A 19252-nucleotide genomic window follows, 5' to 3' on the forward strand; every position below is an offset into this window, starting at 1 on the left:
AAAGATCTTTATCAGATCCCGGCCAATGCCAGGTCCATCGCGAAGTAAGTGAAGATCAGATCCGCCCCCGCCCGCTTGATCGCCCCAAGGCTTTCACGCACCACCCGATCCTCATCGATTGCTCCGGCCTGTGCGCCGAACTTGATCATCGCGTACTCGCCGCTCACCTGATACGCCGACAGTGGCAGGCGCGACGCTTCACGGATGTCGCGGATAATGTCCAGGTACGCGCCAGCCGGTTTGACCATCAACGCGTCGGCGCCTTCCTGCTCGTCCATCAGCGATTCGCGCACGGCTTCGCGGCGGTTCATCGGGTTCATCTGATAGCTTTTGCGATCGCCCTTGAGCGCACTGCCACCCGCCTCGCGGAACGGCCCATAGAGCGCCGAAGCGAACTTGGTGGAATAGGCCATGATCGCGACCTGGCTGAAACCCGCCTCATCCAGCGCCCGGCGAATGGCCCGGACCTGCCCGTCCATGGCGGCTGACGGGGCAATCACATCGGCCCCGGCCCTGGCGGCGGCCACGGCTTGTTTGCCTAGATTGACCAGGGTCTGGTCGTTGTCGACTTCGTGGTTGTGCAGCACACCACAATGACCGTGGTCGGTGTACTCGCAAAAGCAGGTGTCGGACATCAGGATCATTTCCGGCACCGCATCCTTGGCAATGCGCGCCATGCGCGATACCAGGCCGTTGTCGCTCCAGGTGTCGCTGCCGCTGCTGTCCAGATGATGGGACACGCCGAAGGTCATCACCGACTTGATCCCGGCCCGGGCATAGCGCTCGATCTCGCCGGCCAGTCTGGATTCCGGAATGCGCATCACCCCGGGCATGCTCTTGATCGGCACGAAGTCATCGATTTCTTCCTCGACGAAAATCGGCAACACCAGGTCGTTCAAGCTGAATTCGGTTTCCTGGAACAGGCTGCGCAGGCTCGCATTGCGGCGCAGACGGCGTGGACGTGCTTCGGGGAACTGACTGGACATGGGGCTTCCTGAAAAATCGGGGGGTGGGACGAAAGTCGTAGGGGGCGAAGCTTATGCCCTGCAAGGCGCAGCGCACAAACATTGAACGCTCAAGACTGCGTTACCGGGACGGCAACAATCATTGGCATCAATACAAAACCCTGTAGGAGCCGGCTTGCCGGCGAAGGCGGTGGGTCAGTCAATACATGTGGCGACTGACACTCCGCCTTCGCCGGCAAGCCGGCTCCTACAAGTCCTCGGTCAGCCTGAGATTGGCTTGGGGATTTCCAGCCCGCGCATCACCGCCGGCCGCGCCAGGAAGCGCTCCAGCACTCGAGTGACGTTGCGGAAGTTTTTGATGCCCACCAGATCCCCGGCCTCATAGAAGCCGATCAGGTTGCGCACCCAGGGGAAAGTCGCGATGTCGGCGATGGTGTAGCGTTCGCCCATGATCCAGTCGCGCCCTTCCAGACGTCCGTCGAGTACCTTGAGCAGGCGTTTGCTTTCTTCAACGTAGCGTTCCAGCGGCCGTTTATCCTCGTAGTCCTTGCCGGCGAATCTGTTGAAAAAACCGACCTGACCGAACATCGGCCCGATACCACCCATCTGAAACATCAGCCACTGAATCGTCTCGTAACGCGCAGCCGACTCCTGGGCCAGCAATTGCCCGCTCTTGTCGGCGAGGTAGATCAGGATCGCCCCGGACTCGAACAGCGCCAGCGGCCGGTCGTCCGGTCCATGGGGATCGAGGATGGCCGGAATCTTGTTGTTGGGGTTCAGCGAGAGGAATTCGGCGGACAGCTGATCCTGGGTATCGAAGCTCACCCGATGCGGCTCGTAGGGCAGTCCGATCTCTTCGAGCATGATCGAGACCTTGACGCCGTTGGGGGTCGGCAAGGAGTAAAGCTGGATCCACTCCGGGTATTGGGCCGGCCATTTTCGGGTGATCGGGAACGCGGACAGATCGGTCATGGGGGAGAATCCACGGTAAAATCAAGACCGTTGATCATAATGCAGGCGTTGGCGAAGGCTACGATCTTTTGGGGTTATCGATATTGCTGATGAGCAAGATCAAAAGATCGCAGCGTTCGTCGCCGCCATCGGAGGTACCCTGTCCATAAATCCGCAACATCCTGTTGATATCCTTTGCTCCAATCCGATCAAGGTTGCCGCTAAAGTGCTGCGCTCGCCCGGATCGAACCAAATGGGCTCTGAGGACTCCAATGGACCGGCCCCATGACATGGAAAACACCCGCAGCCAGGAGCTCGCGGTGTAGAGGTTTGTCAGCCTTAACCGAATGCGCCGAAGATCACCCTTACACATGATGAACCCTTTGAAATTCGCCAAACGCTTCAAACATCGCGCGTACATTTTCCTGCCCTCCTTGCTGGCAGTGAGCGCGCTGTTCCTTTCGCTGGAATCCAGCGAAAGCCGCGCCCAACCGGCGGATGGCACCCAGACGCTGGTATTCCTGCGCCACGCGGAAAAACCCGCCGGCGGCCTGGGCCAGCTCAATTGCCAGGGCTTGAACCGCGCCATCGATCTGGCCACCTTGCTGCCGGAAAAATTCGGCAAGGCCAATTACGTGTTTGCCGCCAACCCGACGCGCAATGTCGAGGAAGGCGAACTGGACAATTCCTACAGCTATATCCGTCCCTTGATGACCATCAGCCCCAGCGCCATCAAGCTTGGTTTGCCGGTGAACATCAATTTTTCGGCCAACGACACCAGCGACCTGGCCGATGAACTGCTGCACGACAAGTACCACAACTCGGTCATCTACACCGCCTGGTCCCACGGCTACCTGCCGGAGCTGATCAACAAGGTCGCAGGCGAAGCCGTCGGCAGGAAACAGAACATCACCGATGACTGGGAGTCCAGCGACTACGACACGTTGTACGTGCTCACGCTGACCTGGCACAACGGCAAGGCCAGTGTGGTGAGCCACAGCTATAAGCAAGGGCTGGATAATGGGCAGGAGACCTGTCCGACCTGAGCATCAGTGAGTCGGGCGGGGCGGTATTGATTCAAGGTTTATAGCGTCTGCGAGGGCCTCTTCGCGAGCAAGCTCGCTCCCACATTTGGATCTGCGTCGTACACAAATTTCGTGGCCACTGAAGATCACATGTGGGAGCGAGCCTGCTCGCGAAGGGGCCGGCAGATACACCATCAACCTCGCTGACTGCCCCGCTCTCGCAGATACTCAAGCACAGCCCCCCGCTCCCCCGCGAACTCGATCCGAGCGCCCTTCTTCTCCCGCTGAAACCCATACATCGGGTCGTAATACTCGCGCAGCAGCCCTTCGATCCAGCCCCGATGCAAATCCACCGCCCCACTGTTCTCCTGCTCCGCCAGGGCAGCTTCCATCAACATCAACATCCTCCGATGACGCTCGCCGCCCAGGCGCTTCTGCACATTATTCAGGCTCGCCAGCAACCGCTCGGAAAACAGCCCGAAGCCTTCATCGCCATGTACTTCGATGAACTCGGCGGACAAATCCACCACGTAGTCGCGCAGGATCCGCTCCACCCGCCCTTCCAGGCTGTCTTCCAGCCAGACCATCGGAAACTGCTGCATGCCCTGATACAGCGGTAATGGCAAGGCGCAACTGCCGATCGCCCGGCTCTCGTCTTCCAGCACGAACTGCTCGATGCCACGGGCGCGCTTCTTCAGCATGTCCACGGCCAGGCGGTTTTCAAAGTCGATGTTGGAGGGTTGACCGGTGGCGCGTTTTCCGAAGCTGGAGCCGCGATGATTGGCGTGACCTTCAAGGTCCAGCCCGTTGTTCAATTGCGTGAGCACCTCGGTCTTGCCGGTGCCGGTCATGCCGCCCAGCAGGACGAAATCGCACTGGGCAATGGCTTGATCGACCGTGTCCAACAGGAACGTGCGCATCGCCTTGTAGCCGCCACCGACCCGCGGATAGTCGATCCCCGCCTCGTCCTTGAGCCATTGCTGGACAATCTGCGAGCGCAAGCCGCCGCGAAAACAGTACAAATAGCCGTCGGGATGCGCCCGGGCAAAATCGGCCCAGGCCCGAATACGCTCGGCCTTGATGTCGCCGGACACCAGTTGATGACCCAGGGTAATGGCCGCTTGCTGGCCGTGCTGCTTGTAGCAGGTGCCGACCCGTTGCCGCTCGCTGTCATTCATCAGCGGCAGGTTGACCACGCCGGGGAATGAACCCTTGAGGAATTCGACCGGTGCGCGGGCATCCATCATCGGCCGGTCGTTGAGGAAGATGTCGCGGTAATCGGTGCAGTCCAGTGACATCAAAACACCTCGACCGCATGGGTCTGTCGCTCGACCAATTCACCGATCGGTTCAAGGTTCAGGCCCAGTCCGGCGGCCACTTCGAGGAATTGTGCATTGCCTTCGGGGCTGACGGCGATCAGCAGGCCGCCGCTGGTCTGCGGATCGCAGAGCACGCGTTTGTGCAGTTCCTGCAGGCGTCCGAGCTTGCTGGCGTAGCTGTCGAAGTTGCGCAAGGTGCCGCCGGGAACGCAGCCCTGTTCAAGGTAGTACTCGACACCCGGCAAGCGCGGCACACGGTCATATTCGATGCGCGCGGTCAGTTGGCTGCCATCGGCCATTTCCACCAGATGGCCCAACAGGCCAAAACCGGTGACATCGGTCATCGCGGTCACCCCATCGAGCTTGCCGAATCGGCTGCCGGGTTTGTTCAGGGTGCACATCCAGTCGCGAGCCAGGCCGATGTCGGCATGGCGCAACTTGCCCTTCTTCTCGGCGGTGGTGAGGACGCCGATGCCCAGGGGCTTGGTCAGGTAGAGCAGGCAACCGGCGGTGGCGGTGTCGTTGCGCTTCATGTGGCGCTTTTCCACCAGCCCGGTCACGGCCAGGCCGAAGATCGGCTCCGGCGCGTCGATGGAATGCCCGCCCGCCAACGGGATCCCCGCCTCATCGCACACCGAACGTCCGCCGCGAATCACCTCCCGGGCAATCTCCGGCGCCAGTACATTGACCGGCCAGCCGAGGATGGCGATGGCCATCAGCGGATCGCCGCCCATGGCGTAGATATCGCTGATGGCGTTGGTTGCGGCGATGCGGCCGAAATCGAACGGATCGTCGACGATCGGCATGAAGAAGTCGGTGGTCGACACCACGCCGCGCTCCTCATCGATGGCATACACCGCCGCGTCATCGCGTGAGGCGTTGCCGACCCAGAGTTTCGGATCAAGGTTCTGCGCCCCGCTGCCGGCCAGGATCACCTCCAGCACCTGGGGAGAAATCTTGCAGCCGCAGCCTGCGCCGTGGCTGTATTGGGTCAGACGGATCGGCTCGCTCATTGGGGATCACCTCGTGAAGTCATAGCCCAAGAGTCTACAACAACCCAAACCGTAGGGATCGCGGCGAACCAGGGTGAGGGTCGCCCGCCCTGGGCCGCAATCATTGGGGTTTTGCGGGATTTCATGGTCAAGGGCCGCAGCACTTGTCGCCAGCGGCGGCAGCCGTCCGACAATCCGAATGAATTTTCCGCAGCCCCGACGATCCCTCTATTACCACAGGGAGGAATACCGGCTATATGAACAATGCAAAACTTTTCGTCATTGAATACACCCTTCATGGCGCTCCCAAGTCTTTCATTATCCGCCTGGAAAAAATGGATAACGCGGAGGCCTGGCATTGGGCGAGCTGCGACGCCGGCGTGGGACGGATCCCGCGCTTCGGCCGGGAAAAGGTGCAAAAGACCAGCAAGCCGATGGCGGAAAAATTCGGCGTGGAGAACGTCAAGTGGCGGCCGGCGAATTGACCGCTCGCGCCCGTTTCAGACATTGGGAGGATCAGTGCATGACCACGACACCACTCACCAGCATGGCTCACATCGACTACGGCCTGGACACGCTGTTCGGGCGGGTCACCAAAAGCGCCGAATGTCTGGTCGGGCTGGAACAAGTCGAACATGATCCGACACGCTTTGCGTTACGCGTTCAACCACCCTTGCCCGAGGATCTGGAAAAGGCAAAAACGCTGGTGGTGAGGGTCGCAGGACGACATTTCAATGGTGTCGTCCGCCATACCGAGCGACTGGACGATGAAAGCCTGAAACTGGAAGTGGAGCCCGAATAGGCTCCACTTTATCTCGATGAGCTATTTGTTGTGGGCACACTTGCAACCTTTACTGGCGCATTCTTCGCCGTGTTCATGGTGCTTGGCACAGGCTTCACAGCAATAGTGCTTGCCGTGACGTGCGATCGGATGTTCACCGAGCTTGCAGGAACATTTGGGGCAGTCGCAGATGCTTTCACTGTCGATCATGAGTCTGACTCCATGGGTATGGTTGTCCGGGGCTGTAAATGCGCACCGTAATACCAGTGTAGGAGCTGCCGCAGGCTGCGATGAACGATGACGCGATGTGCCTGATAAACCGCGGCGCCTGAATCGCGGGCAAGCCATGCTCCCACAGGGAAATGTGGTTACAGCACCATCGCCGCCACCCAGCCAAACGCCAGCAGCGGCAGGTTGTAATGCAGGAAGGTGGGAACCACGGTATCCCAGATATGGTGATGCTGGCCGTCGATGTTCAGGCCGGAGGTCGGGCCCAGGGTCGAGTCCGAGGCGGGCGAACCGGCGTCACCCAGGGCGCCGGCCGTACCGACGATGCTGACGATCGCCAGCGGGCTGAAGCCCAGTTGCACGCACAGCGGCACGAAAATCACCGCCAGGATCGGGACGGTGGAAAACGACGAGCCGATGCCCATGGTCACCAACAGGCCCACCAGCAACATCAGCAGCGCGCCGATTGCCTTGCTGTGGCCGATCCACGAGGCCGAGGTTTCAACCAGCGTCTGCACCTGCCCGGTGGCTTTGATCACTTCGCCAAAGCCTGAGGCGGCGATCATGATGAAGCCGATCATCGCCATCATCTTCATGCCTTCGGTGAACAGGTCGTCGGTGTCGCGCCATTTGACGATGCCCGACACCGAGAAAATCAGAAACCCTGCCAGCGCACCGATGATCATCGAGTCCAGCAGCAACTGGACGATGAAGGCCGCGGCGATGGCCAGGCCGGCCACCATCAGGCTCAGCGGGTTGTACTGCACCGCGACCTGCTCGACCTGTTCGATTTTTTCCAGGTCGTAGATCCGCTTCTTGCGGTAGCTGATAAACGCAGCGGCAAGGCCAAACACCATGCCCAACGCCGGAATGCCCATGGCATGGGTGACGTTGATGCCGCTGATATCGACGCCGCTACGGGCAACGTTGGCCAGCAGGATTTCATTAAGGAAGATGTTGCCGAAGCCCACGGGCAGGAACATGTACGGCGTGATCAGGCCAAAGGTAATGACACAGGCGATCAGCCGCCGGTCCAGTTGCAGCTTGGTCAGCACATATAACAGCGGCGGCACCAGCAGCGGAATAAAGGCGATATGTATCGGCAAGATATTCTGGGAGGCGATGGCCACCACCCAGAGCAAGCCGATCAGCAGCCACTTGACCTGTCCGCCACCGCTGGCGTGCTGGCGATCGACCATCGCCAAGGCCTTGTCGGCCAGGGCATGGGCCAGCCCGGACTTGGCAATGGCCACCGCGAACGCACCCAGCAAGGCGTAGGACAAAGCGACCGTTGCCCCGCCGCCGAGGCCGCTGTTGAACGCCTTGAGCGTCGCGTCGATGCCCAGGCCACCGGTCAAGCCACCGACCAGCGCGCCGACAATCAGCGCGATCACCACATGCACGCGGGACAGGCTGAGTACCAGCATGACGCCGACCGCGGCAATTACTGCATTCATTATCAAGACCTCAAGACAAACGGAATGAGTCCGGCCGGCAGTCTGCGTGAGCCGCCAGCGGATTGGAGAGTGGGTTTTATTAGAGGGCGGGCACTGTGCCGGACCGTTGCGGCCTTGTCAAAGCAAACGCCCCCCCTGTAGGAGCTGCCGAAGGCTGCGATCTTTTGATCTTCGGCGCCATCAAGAACGTAAAGATCAAAAGATCGCAGCCTTCGGCAGCTCCTACAGGGTGTGAATCAGGGGGAGCGTCGATATTCGGCCAACGGCATAAAGAAAGCCGAAACCCTGCCGCTACAGTGCCGAGTCTCAGATAATTATCGAATAAAGGACGTCTCCATGTCGCTCAGACAACTTTCCATTCAATGGAAGATCACCCTGCTCGCCGGGCTGTGCCTGGCCGGTATCGTGACCCTGCTGGTGGGTCTTTCGCTGTATCGCATGGAGCACAGTGCCGCGCTGGTGAAAGCCTCGAGCATGGAGATGCTTACCGAAGCCGCCCAGGCCCGGATTGAATCCCAGGGTGAAAACCAGGCGTTGGAGATTCGCCAGCAGTTCATGGACGCCTATCAATACGGTCACGGATTTTCCCGCCAGGTGCTGTTCCTGCGCGACCAGGCCGAGAAGCGCTTTCTCGACGCCTTCGACCTGCGCGAAGACCTGACCCGCCAGGTCAAGTCGGCGCTGCAAGCCAACCCGCAACTGCTTGGCCTGTCGCTGGTGTTCGAAGCCAACGCGCTGGACGGCAAGGACGAGCTGTTTGCCGGCCAGGCGGAGCTGGGCAGCAACGACAAGGGCCGGTTCGCCCTGTATTGGTCGCAACCGACGCCGGGCAAGGTGACCTCCATGGCATTGCCGGAAAGCGACATGACCGACACCGGCACCGGCCCCAGCGGCGAACCGGCGAACGCCTGGTTCACCTGCCCGCGCACCACGCTCAAGCCCTGCGTGATCGAGCCCTACTTCTATGTGATCGACGGGCAGAAGGTGCTGATGACCAGCATCGTTTTCCCACTGATGGTCAATGGCAAGGTCATCGCGTCGCTGTCGGCGGACATCAACCTCAACAGCCTGCAAGCGGTCAGCCAGGACGCAAGCAAGAAGCTGTATGACGGCCAGACCCACGTCAGCATCATCAGCCCGGTCGGCTTGCTCGCCGGCTACAGCCCGGACGCCGGCAAACTCAGCCAGCGCCTTGATACCGTGGACTTGACCAGCGGCGCCGAGCTGATCCGCATGCTCGCCACCAGCAGCCAGACCGAAAGCCTGCACAGCAACCAACAGTTAAAGGTGCTGGCGCCGTTCCAGCCGATTCCCGGTGGCAAGTCCTGGGGCGTGTTGCTCGAGGTGCCGGAAAAAGTGCTGGTGGGCCCTGCCGAAGCCCTGAAGAAACAACTCGATGACAGCAACACCGCCGGCACCCTGGTGGAACTCGGCCTCGGCGCGCTGGCGGCGTTGATCGGCCTGTTGCTGGTGTGGCTGATGGCCCGCAGCGTGACCCGACCGATTCTCGGCGTGGCGCACATGCTCGAAGACATCGCCAGCGGCGAAGGCGACCTGACCCGGCGCCTGGCCTACGACAAACAGGACGAACTGGGTCAGCTGGCCGGCTGGTTCAATCGCTTCCTCGACAAGCTGCAACCGATCATTGCCGAGGTCAAACGCTCAGTGCAGGACGCGCGCAGCACGGCGGATCAGTCGTCCGCCATCGCCACCCAGACCAGTGCCGGCATGGAACAGCAATACCGTCAGGTGGATCAGGTCGCGACCGCCTCCCACGAGATGAGCGCCACCGCCCAGGACGTCGCCCGCAGCGCCGCACAAGCGGCACAAGCAGCGCGGGACGCTGATCACGCCACCCGTCGCGGTCTGAGCGTGATCGACCAGACCACCACCAGCATCGACAACCTCGCCGCCGACATGAGCGCGGCCATGGTGCAAGTCGAAGGCCTGGCGGCCAACAGCGAGAAAATCGGTTCGGTGCTGGAAGTGATTCGCGCCATCGCCGAACAGACCAACCTGCTGGCCCTCAACGCCGCGATCGAAGCGGCCCGCGCCGGTGAGGCCGGACGCGGTTTTGCCGTGGTGGCCGATGAAGTGCGCAACCTGGCACGCCGGACCCAGGAGTCGGTCGAAGAGACCCGCCTGGTGATCGAGCAGTTGCAGAGCGGCACCCAGGATGTGGTCGGGTCGATGAGCAACAGCCATCGACAGGCCCAGGGCAGTGTCGAGCAGGTGGGTCAGGCGGTGACGGCGCTGCGCCAGATTGGCGAAGCGGTGACGGTGATCAGCGACATGAACCTGCAGATCGCCAGTGCCGCGGAAGAGCAAAGCGCGGTGGCCGAAGAGATCAACAACAACGTGGCGACCATTCGGGATGTGACCGAGTCGCTGTCGGGCCAGGCCAATGAATCGGCGCGGGTGAGTCAGTCGCTCAATAGCCTGGCCAATCAGCAGCAGAGTTTGATGGATCAGTTTCGCGTCTGACCCCGCCATGATCATTCCCACGCTCCGCGTGGGAATGCCGCCAGGGACGCTCCGCGTTCCGCTTTGGGATGTGACGCAGAGCGTCACGGGATGCATTCCCACGCGGAGCGTGGGAACGATCAGTCGGCGGAGGTCAGCGCTTGGGCAACTCGATCACCACCTTCAACCCGCCCCACTCACTCTCCTCCAACCTCATCACCCCGCCCCACGTATCAACGATGTCGCGCACAATCCCCAAGCCCAACCCATGCCCATCCATCTGTTCATCCAGCCGCGTACCACGACTGAACACCTGATCGCGCTGGTCCTCGGGAATCCCCGGCCCATCATCTTCCACGCTTAGCTCAAACCCTTGCGCCGTCTCGACCACGTTCAAGCGAACCTCGGCATCCGCCCATTTGCAGGCGTTGTCCAGCAGGTTGCCGAGCAATTCCAGCAAATCCTCCCGGTCCCACGGCAGTTGCAACCCCTGTGGCGCGACATAGCTGAGGTCCAGGTGTTCACCGTGGATCATGTTCAACGTCGCCAACAACCCCGGCAATTCCCCATCGCAATCAAACAGCGCCCCCGGCAGCGCATCGCCGGACAATCGGGCGCGATTGAGTTCACGATTGAGCCGCTGCTGTACCTGCTCCAGCTGCGCCTGAATCACCTTGCGCAGTTCCGGATGCGCGTCGAGTTTCTCGCTGGAGGCCAGGCTCAACAACACCGCCAGCGGCGTTTTCAAGGCATGCCCGAGGTTGCCCAGGGCATTGCGCGAACGCTTGAGGCTGTCTTCGGTGTGGGCCAGCAAATGGTTGATCTGCGCCACCAACGGCTCCAGCTCAATCGGCACCTGATCGTCGAGTTGCGAGCGCTGCCCCTGTTGCAACTGGGCGATTTGTTCACGGGCCTTTTCCAGCGGACGCAAGGCGCGGCGCACGGTGATCCGTTGCAACACCAGAATCAGCAGCAACCCCGCCAGGCCAAGGCCGAGGCCGACCTGTTGCATGCGCAAAAAGCTCTCGCGCACCGGGGTGTAGTCCTGAGCGACGCTGATGGAAATCGACTGGCCGAGGCGGCGATAGTCCGACCGCAAAATCAGCAGCTGCTGCCCTTCCGGCCCCAGTTGCAGGTTGCTGTGCAGGCCGGGATGATCCAGGCGCGGCAGTTCCTGATCCCATAGCGATCGGGAGCGCCAATGGCTGTCGGCGAAATCGATGCGGAAATAATGCCCGGAAAACGGCCGCTGATACGCTGGCGACAGGTGTCGTTCATCCAGCTGCAACCCCTGTGGCCCGCGCACCAGCGCTACCAGCAGGCTTTCACTGTCGTTGCGCAGGCCGGCCTCGAGGTAGCGCTGCAAACCCATTTCGAACAGCCACAGACTGGTCTGCGCCAGCACCAGGCCGACGATCACCATCACGCTGATCAGGCCCAGGCTCAAGCGGCGCTGGATCGACCTCACCGGGCTTGCCCGCCGAACAGGTAACCCTGGCCGCGACGGGTTTCGATCACGCTGCGCCCGAGTTTGCGTCGCAGGTGGTTGACGTGGACTTCCAGCACATTGGAATCGCGCTCGGTTTCACCGTCGTAGAGGTGTTCGGCGAGGTGGCTTTTGGACAGGATCTGTTCGGGGTGCAGCATGAAGTAGCGCAGCAGGCGGAATTCAGCCGCGGTGAGCTGAATGTCGGCGCCGTCGCGGGTCACGCACTGGCGGCCTTCATCCAGATGCAAACCCGCCGCCTTGAGCGTCGGCTGGTTAGCCTGACCGTGGGAGCGGCGCAACAGTGCCTGGACCCGCAGGTGCAATTCTTCAGGATGGAAAGGCTTGGTCAGGTAATCGTCGGCGCCAGCCTTGAGGCCTTCGATGCGTTCGGCCCAGGATCCTCGCGCCGTGAGGATCAGCACCGGCGTCGCCAGGCCGCCGGCGCGCCATTGCGCCAACACCTCCAGCCCCGACAACCCCGGCAGGCCGAGGTCGAGGATGATCAGGTCATAAGGCTCGCTGCTGCCCTGGTACACCGCGTCGCGACCATCCGCCAGCCAGTCCACGGCGTAGCCCTGGCGGTTGAGGCCGGCCATCAGTTCGTCGGCCAGGGGCACGTGGTCTTCCACCAGGAGCAATCGCATCGGTCAATCTTCCTTGTCTTTCAGTAACTGGCCAGTGGTGGCATCGAGGTCCAGCTCACGGACCACACCGTCGGTGGTCAGCAGCTCGACTTCATAAACGTAGACGTCGTGCTTTTCCTCGAGCTCGGCTTCCAGCAGCTTGGCCCCGGGATAACGGTCCAGCGCCTGCTGCAACAGCTGCTCCAGCGGCAGGATCACCCCTTGCTGACGCAGGCGCAGGGCTTCGTCCTGATCCAGGTCCCGGGCCATCGCCATCGAGCAAAAAACCAGCAGCGCCAGGGCCAGGCGGCTGGCGCGCCGGTCTGCAATACAAAGCACCTTCATTACGTATCCTGATGATCCTTGAGAACCTGCCCGCTCACCGCGTCCAGTTCCATGTCCCACTCAATGCCTTGTGGGTCGCGCAGTTCCACCTGATAGATGTACTTGCCGTACTCTTCTTCCAGTTCGGTTTCGGTGATGGTGGAACCCGGGTGTCTGGTCAATGCGGTGGCGTTGAGCTTCTCGAAAGACACAATGGTACCAGCGTCGCGCAGTCTCAGGGCTTCATCGGGGCCCAGGTCGCGAGCCTGGGCAATGCCGGCAGTCAGGGTGATGAGGGTGGCGGTGAACAGGGCAGTCAAAGTGTTCATGGGTGTCTCCGTATTTTTTTATGTGTTGCTTACGGCGGCCACCTTAGCGATTCGAACTTAATTGAAACTGAATTGCCATCATTGGGGCTGGCACCACGATATCGCAGACATGCCCCCGATCAATGTAGGAGCTGCCGCAGGCTGCGATCTTTTGATCTTGATTTTCGGTGCCCATGAAACCGCCAAGATCAAAAGATCGCAGCCTGCGGCAGCTCCTACAGGGGGCAGGGCGTGCTTATAATCCCCGCTCGCCAGACACTGAGACCAGCATGACCGCCATCCACATCAAGTTCCCGTCCCTGACCCTCAAGGCCGGCCCCCGTGCCTTCGCGCGCATCCGTGAGAACGGTTTGAGCGCCACCGACGTCGGCACGCTGCCCGGTGCCGCCGGTGGTCCCAAGGCGCTGGGCATTCAAGGTCTGGACCTGGCACTGTTCGGCGAATGGCTGCCGGCGGCGCCACGGGAGCGTTCGTTGATTGGCGCCTCGGTCGGTTCCTGGCGCTTCGCCAGCGCCTGCCTGCCGGACGCCGCCGAGGGCATTCGCCGTCTCGGGCATCTTTACACCGAGCAAAATTTCGCCAAAGGCGTGACCATGGCGCAGATCAGCCAGAGCTCCCGACGCATGCTCGATGACCTGCTCGACGGCCGCGATGCTTCAATCTTGAGCAACGCCCATTACCGACTGAACATCATGGTGGTCAAAAGCCACGGCCTGCTCGGGGACGATCATCGCGGCCGGCTGGGGCTGGGCCTGTCGTCGGTGATTGCCGACAACCTGCGCGGTCGCGCGCGGCTGTCGCGGCATTTCGAGCGGCTGATCATCCACGACCCGCGCCTGGCGCCACCGCTCAATGCGCTGAACGATTTCCCGTCGCGCTTCATCGCGTTGGAGGCCGGCAACCTGCGCCAGGCCCTGCTGGCTTCGGGCTCGATCCCGATGGTGATGGAAGGCGTGCGCGACCTGCCGGGCGCCGGCACAGGCACTTTTCGCGACGGCGGTCTGCTGGACTATCACCTCGACCTGCCCTACAGCGGCAATGACATCGTGCTCTACCCGCACTTCACCGACCGGGTCATCCCCGGCTGGTTCGACAAAACCCTGCCGTGGCGCCGCGCCTGTGCCGCGCGCCTGCAGGACGTGCTGCTGCTGGCACCGTCGAAGGAATATCTGGCGCGCCTGCCCTACGGCAAACTGCCGGACCGTAATGACTTCAAGCGCTTCATGGGCGACGCGCCGAGCCGGCAGAAGTACTGGCGCGTGGCGATGGACGAAAGCCGCAGGCTGGGCGACGAATTCCTCGAACTCGCCGCCAACGGTCGCCTGGGCGAGCGCTCGCTGACCCTTTAGTCAGTGTTTTCCCGCAACGCCAAACGCAAACTGTTAAACTTGCCGCCTGCCCACATCGCCACGGCGATCGCCACCTGACAGAGCTCAAACCACTGTGGAAATCTTCAAAGAATTTACCTTCGAATCCGCCCACCGCCTGCCCCACGTACCGGAAGGCCATAAGTGCGGTCGCCTGCATGGCCACTCGTTCAAAGTGGCCATTCATTTGAGCGGCGATCTTGATCCGCATACGGGCTGGATACGGGACTTTTCGGAGATCAAGGCGATTTTCAAGCCGCTTTATGAGCGGCTGGATCATAACTATTTGAATGACATTCCCGGGTTGGAGAATCCGACCAGTGAAGTGTTGGCCAAATTTATCTGGAAAGAATTGAAGCCTCTGCTGCCGGAACTCAGCGCGATCCGTATCCACGAAACCTGCACCAGCGGCTGCATCTATCACGGCGAATAGACCAGACAACCACATTCCCCCCTGTAGGAGCTGGCAAGCCAGCTCCTACAGGGGGGAATGCGTTTCGTCAGTGAATGATAAAACCACCTTTAGCGGTGGTTTTTTTATGCCTATGCTTTTTGGCTCGCACACGCCAAGAGGACGCACCCATGACTGACTGGCCGCTGGCTCAGACCTATCGTTTCAACGGGCACGCCGTGCACTTCGCCGACCGGGGCGACGGCCCGCCGCTGGTGTTCGTGCATGGCACGCCTTTCTCTTCTTACGTGTGGCACCGGATTGCGCCGCATTTCATCACCACGCACCGGGTGCATTACTTCGACCTGCTGGGTTATGGGCTGTCCGACAAAGTCGCGGGCCGAGCGTTATACCCGCGAGGCTGAGGGGTTGTACCCGACCATTCGCTGCCCGGTACAGATTCTTTGGGGCGAGGATGATCAGTGGATTCCGATCGAGCGTGGACGAGCGTTGCACGGGATGATTGCGGGGTCGCAGTTTTATCCTGTCCCTAATGCAGGGCATCTGGTTCAGGAAGATGCGCCGGAGGCGATTGTCGCGGCGTTGCTGAGGTTTTTGCCTTCGGTCGATTGATTACAAAGATCAAAAGATCGCAGCCTGCGGCAGCTCCTACACAGATCGGCGTAGGAGCTGCCGCAGGCTGCGATCCTGGCAATCTTGCAAGGCACACAAATGTTCCGGATTGACTTAACCCCGCACCGCTTTCGCGCCCGCCCCGAACCAAATCCCCTCGCTCGTCTATAAATAACAACACCTGCCCCGCTTGGCACGACCGCTGCAACACCCTTCGCGTCCTCCCACCAGCAAGGAACGCCCCATGACGCAGAACGACTCCGGCAACGACTACCCCCTCAGCGAGGTCCCGATGCACGCCCGCAAGGGCCTGGCCTCCACGGCCATGGTGCTGCTCGGTTTCACCTTTTTTACGGCGACCATGTTTGCCGGCGGCAAGCTCGGGGTGGCGTTCGGTTTCGGCGAGATGATGGCGGTGATCGTCGTCGGCAATCTGCTGCTGGGGCTCTACGCCGCAGGCCTGGGCTACATTGCGTTCAAGAGTGGCCTCAATTCGGTGCTGATGGGACGTTTCTGTTTTGGTGAAATAGGCAGCAAGCTCAGCGACCTGATCCTAGGCTTCACCCAGATCGGCTGGTACGCCTGGGGCACGGCGACCGCGGCCGTGGTGTTGGGCAAGTATTTTGAATTGAGCGAGGGCACAGTACTTGGCCTGATGGTGCTGTTCGGCCTGGCATTTTGCGCCACGGCCTATATCGGTTATCGCGGACTGGAAATTCTGTCGTACATCGCCGTGCCCGCCATGATGTTGCTGCTGATGCTGTCGATGTGGGTCGCCACGACCAAGGTCGGCGGGCTCGATGGCTTGCTGGCGGTCGTGCCGACGGCCACCCTCGATTGGTCGACCGCCATCACGCTGGTGTTCGGCACCTTTGTCAGTGGCGCGACCCAGGCGACCAACTGGACGCGCTTCTCGCGCTCGACCAGGGTCGCCGTACTGGCAAGCCTGATCGGTTTCTTTATCGGCAACGGCCTGATGGTGTTGATCGGCGCGTACGGCGCCATCGTCTACCAACAACCGGACGTAGTCGAAGTGTTGCTGCTGCAAGGGTTCGCCTTGGCCGCGATGGCGATGTTGCTGCTCAATATCTGGAGTACCCAGGACAACACCATCTACAACTTCGCCGTCGCCGGCTGCAACCTGCTGCGCACCGGCCGGCGCAAAACCGTGACCCTGGCCGGCGCGGTGATCGGCACACTGCTGGCGCTGCTGGGCATGTACGACTATCTGGTGCCGTACCTGATTCTGCTGGGCACGGTGATTCCGCCGATCGGTGGCGTGATCATGGCGGACTTTTTCTTTCGCCATCGTGGTCAATATCCTCGTCTGGCCGATGCCCGGTTGCCGGCGTTCAATTGGACGGGCCTTTGTGCTTATGCGGTCGGCACCGTCGCTGCGTTCGGTTCGCCATGGGTCGCGCCGCTGGCAGGGATTGCCGCTGCCGCGCTAACGTATGTGATATTGACCGGAATACTCGGCACCCGGACTGCCAACGTGCCACTAGAAGATCTATAAAAGGATTCGCCCGATGCACATCATCAACGCCCGCCTGCGCAACCAAGAAGGGTTGCATGAGTTGCACCTGGAAAACGGTCTGATCAGCAACATCGGCCGACAGACCGAGGCGCCGACCCTGGGTCCCGATGATCTGGACGCCGGCGGCAATCTGGTGATACCGCCCTTTGTCGAGCCGCATATCCACCTCGATGCGACGCTGACCGCCGGCGAACCGCGCTGGAACATGAGCGGCACGCTGTTCGAGGGCATCGAATGCTGGAGCGAGCGCAAGGTAACGATCACCCAGGAAGACACCAGGATCCGCACCCGCAAAACCATCCAGAGCCTCGCCGCCCACGGCATCCAGCATGTGCGCACCCACGTCGACGTCACCGACCCGCAACTGACGGCGCTCAAGGCAATGCTCGAAGTGCGTGAAGAAAGCCGGCACCTGATCGACATGCAGATCGTCGCCTTCCCCCAGGAGGGCATCGAGTCGTATCGCAACGGTCGGGAGCTGATGGAAGAAGCGATTCGCATGGGCGCCGATGTGGTCGGTGGCATTCCACATTTCGAGTACACCCGGGATCAGGGTGTGAGTTCGGTAAAGTTCCTCATGGACCTGGCCGAGCGCACCGGGTGCCTGGTAGACGTGCACTGCGATGAAACCGACGACCCGCATTCGCGCTTTCTTGAGGTGCTGGCCGAAGAAGCCCGCAGCCGCGACATGGGGTCACGGGTCACCGCCAGCCATACCACGGCCATGGGCTCCTACGACAACGCCTACTGCGCCAAACTGTTTCGCCTGCTCGGGCATTCCGGGATCAGTTTTGTCTCCTGTCCCACCGAAAGCATTCATCTGCAAGGGCGCTACGACAACTTCCCGAAACGCCGTGGCGTGACCCGCGTCAACGAGTTGCTCGAAGCGGGCATGAACGTGTGTTTCGGCCAGGACTCGATCGTCGACCCCTGGTATCCGCTGGGCAACGGCAACATCTTGCGGGTGCTCGAAGCCGGCTTGCACATCTGCCACATGCTCGGTTACCGCAACCTGCAAAGCGCGCTGGACCTGGTGACCGACAACAGTGCCAAGGCCATGAACCTGGGTGATCGTTACGGACTGGAACGGGGGCGGCCGGCGAATTTGCTGATTTTGTCGGCGGACAGCGATTACGAAGTGATTCGCAGCCAGGGCCTGCCGCTGTATTCGGTACGCGCGGGCAAGGTGTTGATGAAGCGGCAGATGCCGGTGGTGGAGTTTTTCGGGGATCAGGGCTGAATTCTGCGTTGACTGGGCTGACGCCCTCGCGAGCAAGCTCGCTCCCACAGGGATTGGCGGCGAGCACAACTCCTGTGAACGCCATCAACCACTGTGGGAGCGGGCTTGCCCGCGATGGCGATTTCGAAATCACCCCATCAACCGCGCCGTGCCAAACAAACTGACTCGACTCAATTCACCGTCCATTTCCTCCAACAAGATGGGCGCCGTGCCGCCAGGCATTACGACCTTCACTTCGCCAGCCGCAACCCATCCCACCCGCCAAGCCGCGCAAGCCACCGCACTGGCGCTGGTGCCCGACGATGCCGTAGGCCCTTCGCCACGCTCGAACACCCGGGCAACGATCCGCCCCTGGGACTCAAGCATCGCCCATTGCAGATTAACGCCCGCGGGACACGGCACTCCTGTCCCGGTCGGCATGGCGTAGGCGATACGTGTCAGCCCTTCGGACACTTCCGGTTGACCCATCTGCTCATTGCTCGGCAAGGCATCTGCCTCATCCACAAGGGTCACGCAATGCGGATTGCCCACCCGGGTGAACTGGCTATGTGACCATGCCGGATGCAGTGACGACAAAGGCTGCACGTGGCTGAGTTCGCGCCCGTTCAATGACACGCTTTCAACCCCGTGAGCACTGACGGCTCCCGGCCCGAACGAAGGTTTGCCCAAGTCCAGCCAGAACCCTGGTACACCTTCAACCTGCGCCGGTTTCACCAATGTTTGCCCTGGTGAACCCATGTCGGCCTTGTCGTGATGAACCCTGAGCAGACACGTCTCCTGCCTCGGCCAAAGCCCCTGGTCGCTTAACGCCTGAGAAAAAATCGTCAGCCCATTGCCACTGCGCTCGGCCAGGGTGCCGTCGGTGTTGACGATCAGCAGATCAAAGGGCTGCGATGACTGGAACGGGCCGACCAGTAAACCATCGCTGCGATGGCCCTTGCTGCCGGAGGGTTGTGTGCCGGGGGCCCACCCGCAGTAAGCCTCGATGGCGGCCAACGCCCAGGCCTCGCGGGTTTGCGCTGCCTGGCTGGCCCGATCGGGCAGGTCGATGCCGTCGCGGCGCATCTCCTCTGGCGCCACCACTACGTAACTATTGCCTCGTGCATCGTATAGCCGCGCCATGGCGCCCCCCTTTGAA

Annotated in this window: 19 protein-coding genes and 2 pseudogenes; 10 read left to right on the forward strand and 11 right to left on the reverse strand. The window is 61.3% G+C overall.

The window, feature by feature from the left end; all coding sequences use genetic code 11:
* Positions 1-11 precede the first annotated feature (11 nt).
* Complete coding sequence (hemB, locus tag ACA067_RS22495) at positions 12-986, reverse strand: porphobilinogen synthase (protein ID WP_497458556.1); 975 nt, start codon at positions 984-986, stop codon at positions 12-14.
* Positions 987-1226: 240 nt separating this feature from the next.
* Complete coding sequence (locus ACA067_RS22500; RefSeq protein WP_497458557.1) at positions 1227-1937, reverse strand: glutathione binding-like protein; 711 nt, start codon at positions 1935-1937, stop codon at positions 1227-1229.
* Between the two features lie 353 nt (positions 1938-2290).
* Between ACA067_RS22500 and ACA067_RS22505 the strand changes: the two genes are divergently transcribed.
* Positions 2291-2962 (forward strand): histidine phosphatase family protein, encoded by a 672-nt coding sequence (locus tag ACA067_RS22505; protein ID WP_497462833.1) that lies wholly within the window; start codon positions 2291-2293, stop codon positions 2960-2962.
* A gap of 173 nt (positions 2963-3135) precedes the next feature.
* Here ACA067_RS22505 and mnmH read toward each other — a convergent pair whose 3' ends face one another.
* Together mnmH and selD are read right to left on the reverse strand one after the other, a co-directional pair.
* The gene (mnmH, locus tag ACA067_RS22510) at positions 3136-4239 is read right to left on the reverse strand and encodes a tRNA 2-selenouridine(34) synthase MnmH (RefSeq protein WP_497458558.1); all 1104 of its coding nucleotides are present in this window, start codon (positions 4237-4239) and stop codon (positions 3136-3138) included.
* Entirely contained in the window at positions 4239-5273 is a 1035-nt protein-coding gene (selD, locus tag ACA067_RS22515) for a selenide, water dikinase SelD (protein ID WP_497458559.1), read from the reverse strand. Before selD ends, mnmH begins: the two co-directional genes overlap by 1 nt.
* A 236-nt stretch (positions 5274-5509) precedes the next feature.
* Here selD and ACA067_RS22520 point away from each other — a divergent pair, with 236 nt between their 5' ends.
* Both ACA067_RS22520 and ACA067_RS22525 read left to right on the forward strand, forming a co-directional pair.
* A complete protein-coding gene (locus tag ACA067_RS22520; protein ID WP_064678785.1) occupies positions 5510-5737 on the forward strand; it encodes a DUF6555 family protein in 228 nt (75 codons plus the stop codon).
* A gap of 38 nt (positions 5738-5775) precedes the next feature.
* The gene (locus ACA067_RS22525; RefSeq protein WP_497458560.1) at positions 5776-6054 is read left to right on the forward strand and encodes a hypothetical protein; all 279 of its coding nucleotides are present in this window, start codon (positions 5776-5778) and stop codon (positions 6052-6054) included.
* A 21-nt stretch (positions 6055-6075) separates the two neighbouring features.
* Here the strand turns inward: ACA067_RS22525 and ACA067_RS22530 are convergent, their stop codons facing one another.
* Positions 6076-6243 (reverse strand): metallothionein, encoded by a 168-nt coding sequence (locus tag ACA067_RS22530; RefSeq protein ID WP_497458561.1) that lies wholly within the window; start codon positions 6241-6243, stop codon positions 6076-6078.
* A gap of 158 nt (positions 6244-6401) precedes the next feature.
* A complete protein-coding gene (locus ACA067_RS22535) occupies positions 6402-7718 on the reverse strand; it encodes a Na+/H+ antiporter family protein (RefSeq protein ID WP_497458562.1) in 1317 nt (438 codons plus the stop codon).
* 1479 nt (positions 7719-9197) lie between these two features.
* Here ACA067_RS22535 and ACA067_RS22540 point away from each other — a divergent pair.
* Positions 9198-9344: pseudogene (locus tag ACA067_RS22540) on the forward strand (HAMP domain-containing protein); the annotation flags it as partial.
* 102 nt (positions 9345-9446) lie between these two features.
* Positions 9447-10202, forward strand: a complete 756-nt coding sequence (locus ACA067_RS22545; RefSeq protein ID WP_497462834.1) for a methyl-accepting chemotaxis protein — start codon at positions 9447-9449, stop codon at positions 10200-10202.
* A 133-nt stretch (positions 10203-10335) separates the two neighbouring features.
* Here ACA067_RS22545 and ACA067_RS22550 read toward each other — a convergent pair whose 3' ends face one another.
* The 4 genes from ACA067_RS22550 to ACA067_RS22565 are packed head-to-tail and all read right to left on the reverse strand — an operon-like array spanning position 10336 to position 12946.
* Complete coding sequence (locus tag ACA067_RS22550; protein ID WP_497458563.1) at positions 10336-11649, reverse strand: sensor histidine kinase; 1314 nt, start codon at positions 11647-11649, stop codon at positions 10336-10338.
* Positions 11646-12314: a response regulator transcription factor gene (locus tag ACA067_RS22555; protein WP_438659374.1), complete on the reverse strand. Its 669-nt coding sequence runs from the start codon at positions 12312-12314 to the stop codon at positions 11646-11648. Before ACA067_RS22555 ends, ACA067_RS22550 begins: the two co-directional genes overlap by 4 nt.
* 3 nt (positions 12315-12317) lie before the next feature.
* Entirely contained in the window at positions 12318-12638 is a 321-nt protein-coding gene (locus tag ACA067_RS22560) for a PepSY domain-containing protein (protein WP_497458564.1), read from the reverse strand.
* The gene (locus tag ACA067_RS22565; RefSeq protein WP_497458565.1) at positions 12638-12946 is read right to left on the reverse strand and encodes a PepSY domain-containing protein; all 309 of its coding nucleotides are present in this window, start codon (positions 12944-12946) and stop codon (positions 12638-12640) included. The genes ACA067_RS22560 and ACA067_RS22565 overlap by 1 nt, the downstream gene beginning before the upstream one ends.
* A gap of 269 nt (positions 12947-13215) precedes the next feature.
* Here ACA067_RS22565 and ACA067_RS22570 point away from each other — a divergent pair, with 269 nt between their 5' ends.
* From ACA067_RS22570 to codA, 5 genes and pseudogenes are all read left to right on the forward strand, one after another.
* Positions 13216-14295: a patatin-like phospholipase family protein gene (locus tag ACA067_RS22570; RefSeq protein WP_497458566.1), complete on the forward strand. Its 1080-nt coding sequence runs from the start codon at positions 13216-13218 to the stop codon at positions 14293-14295.
* Positions 14296-14389: 94 nt separating this feature from the next.
* On the forward strand, positions 14390-14746 hold the full coding sequence (gene queD, locus ACA067_RS22575) for a 6-carboxytetrahydropterin synthase QueD (RefSeq protein WP_008152165.1): 357 nt from the start codon (positions 14390-14392) through the stop codon (positions 14744-14746).
* 149 nt (positions 14747-14895) lie between these two features.
* A pseudogene (locus ACA067_RS22580) lies at positions 14896-15337 on the forward strand (alpha/beta fold hydrolase).
* Between the two features lie 244 nt (positions 15338-15581).
* Positions 15582-16853, forward strand: coding sequence for a cytosine permease (codB, locus tag ACA067_RS22585; protein ID WP_497458567.1), 1272 nt, complete (start codon positions 15582-15584; stop codon positions 16851-16853).
* 13 nt (positions 16854-16866) lie between these two features.
* A complete protein-coding gene (gene codA / locus ACA067_RS22590; RefSeq protein ID WP_497458568.1) occupies positions 16867-18114 on the forward strand; it encodes a cytosine deaminase in 1248 nt (415 codons plus the stop codon).
* Positions 18115-18243: 129 nt separating this feature from the next.
* Here codA and ACA067_RS22595 read toward each other — a convergent pair whose 3' ends face one another.
* Positions 18244-19236, reverse strand: a complete 993-nt coding sequence (locus ACA067_RS22595) for a diaminopimelate epimerase (protein WP_497458569.1) — start codon at positions 19234-19236, stop codon at positions 18244-18246.
* Positions 19237-19252 lie beyond the last annotated feature (16 nt).

This window comes from Pseudomonas sp. LBUM1674 (assembly GCF_059695635.1).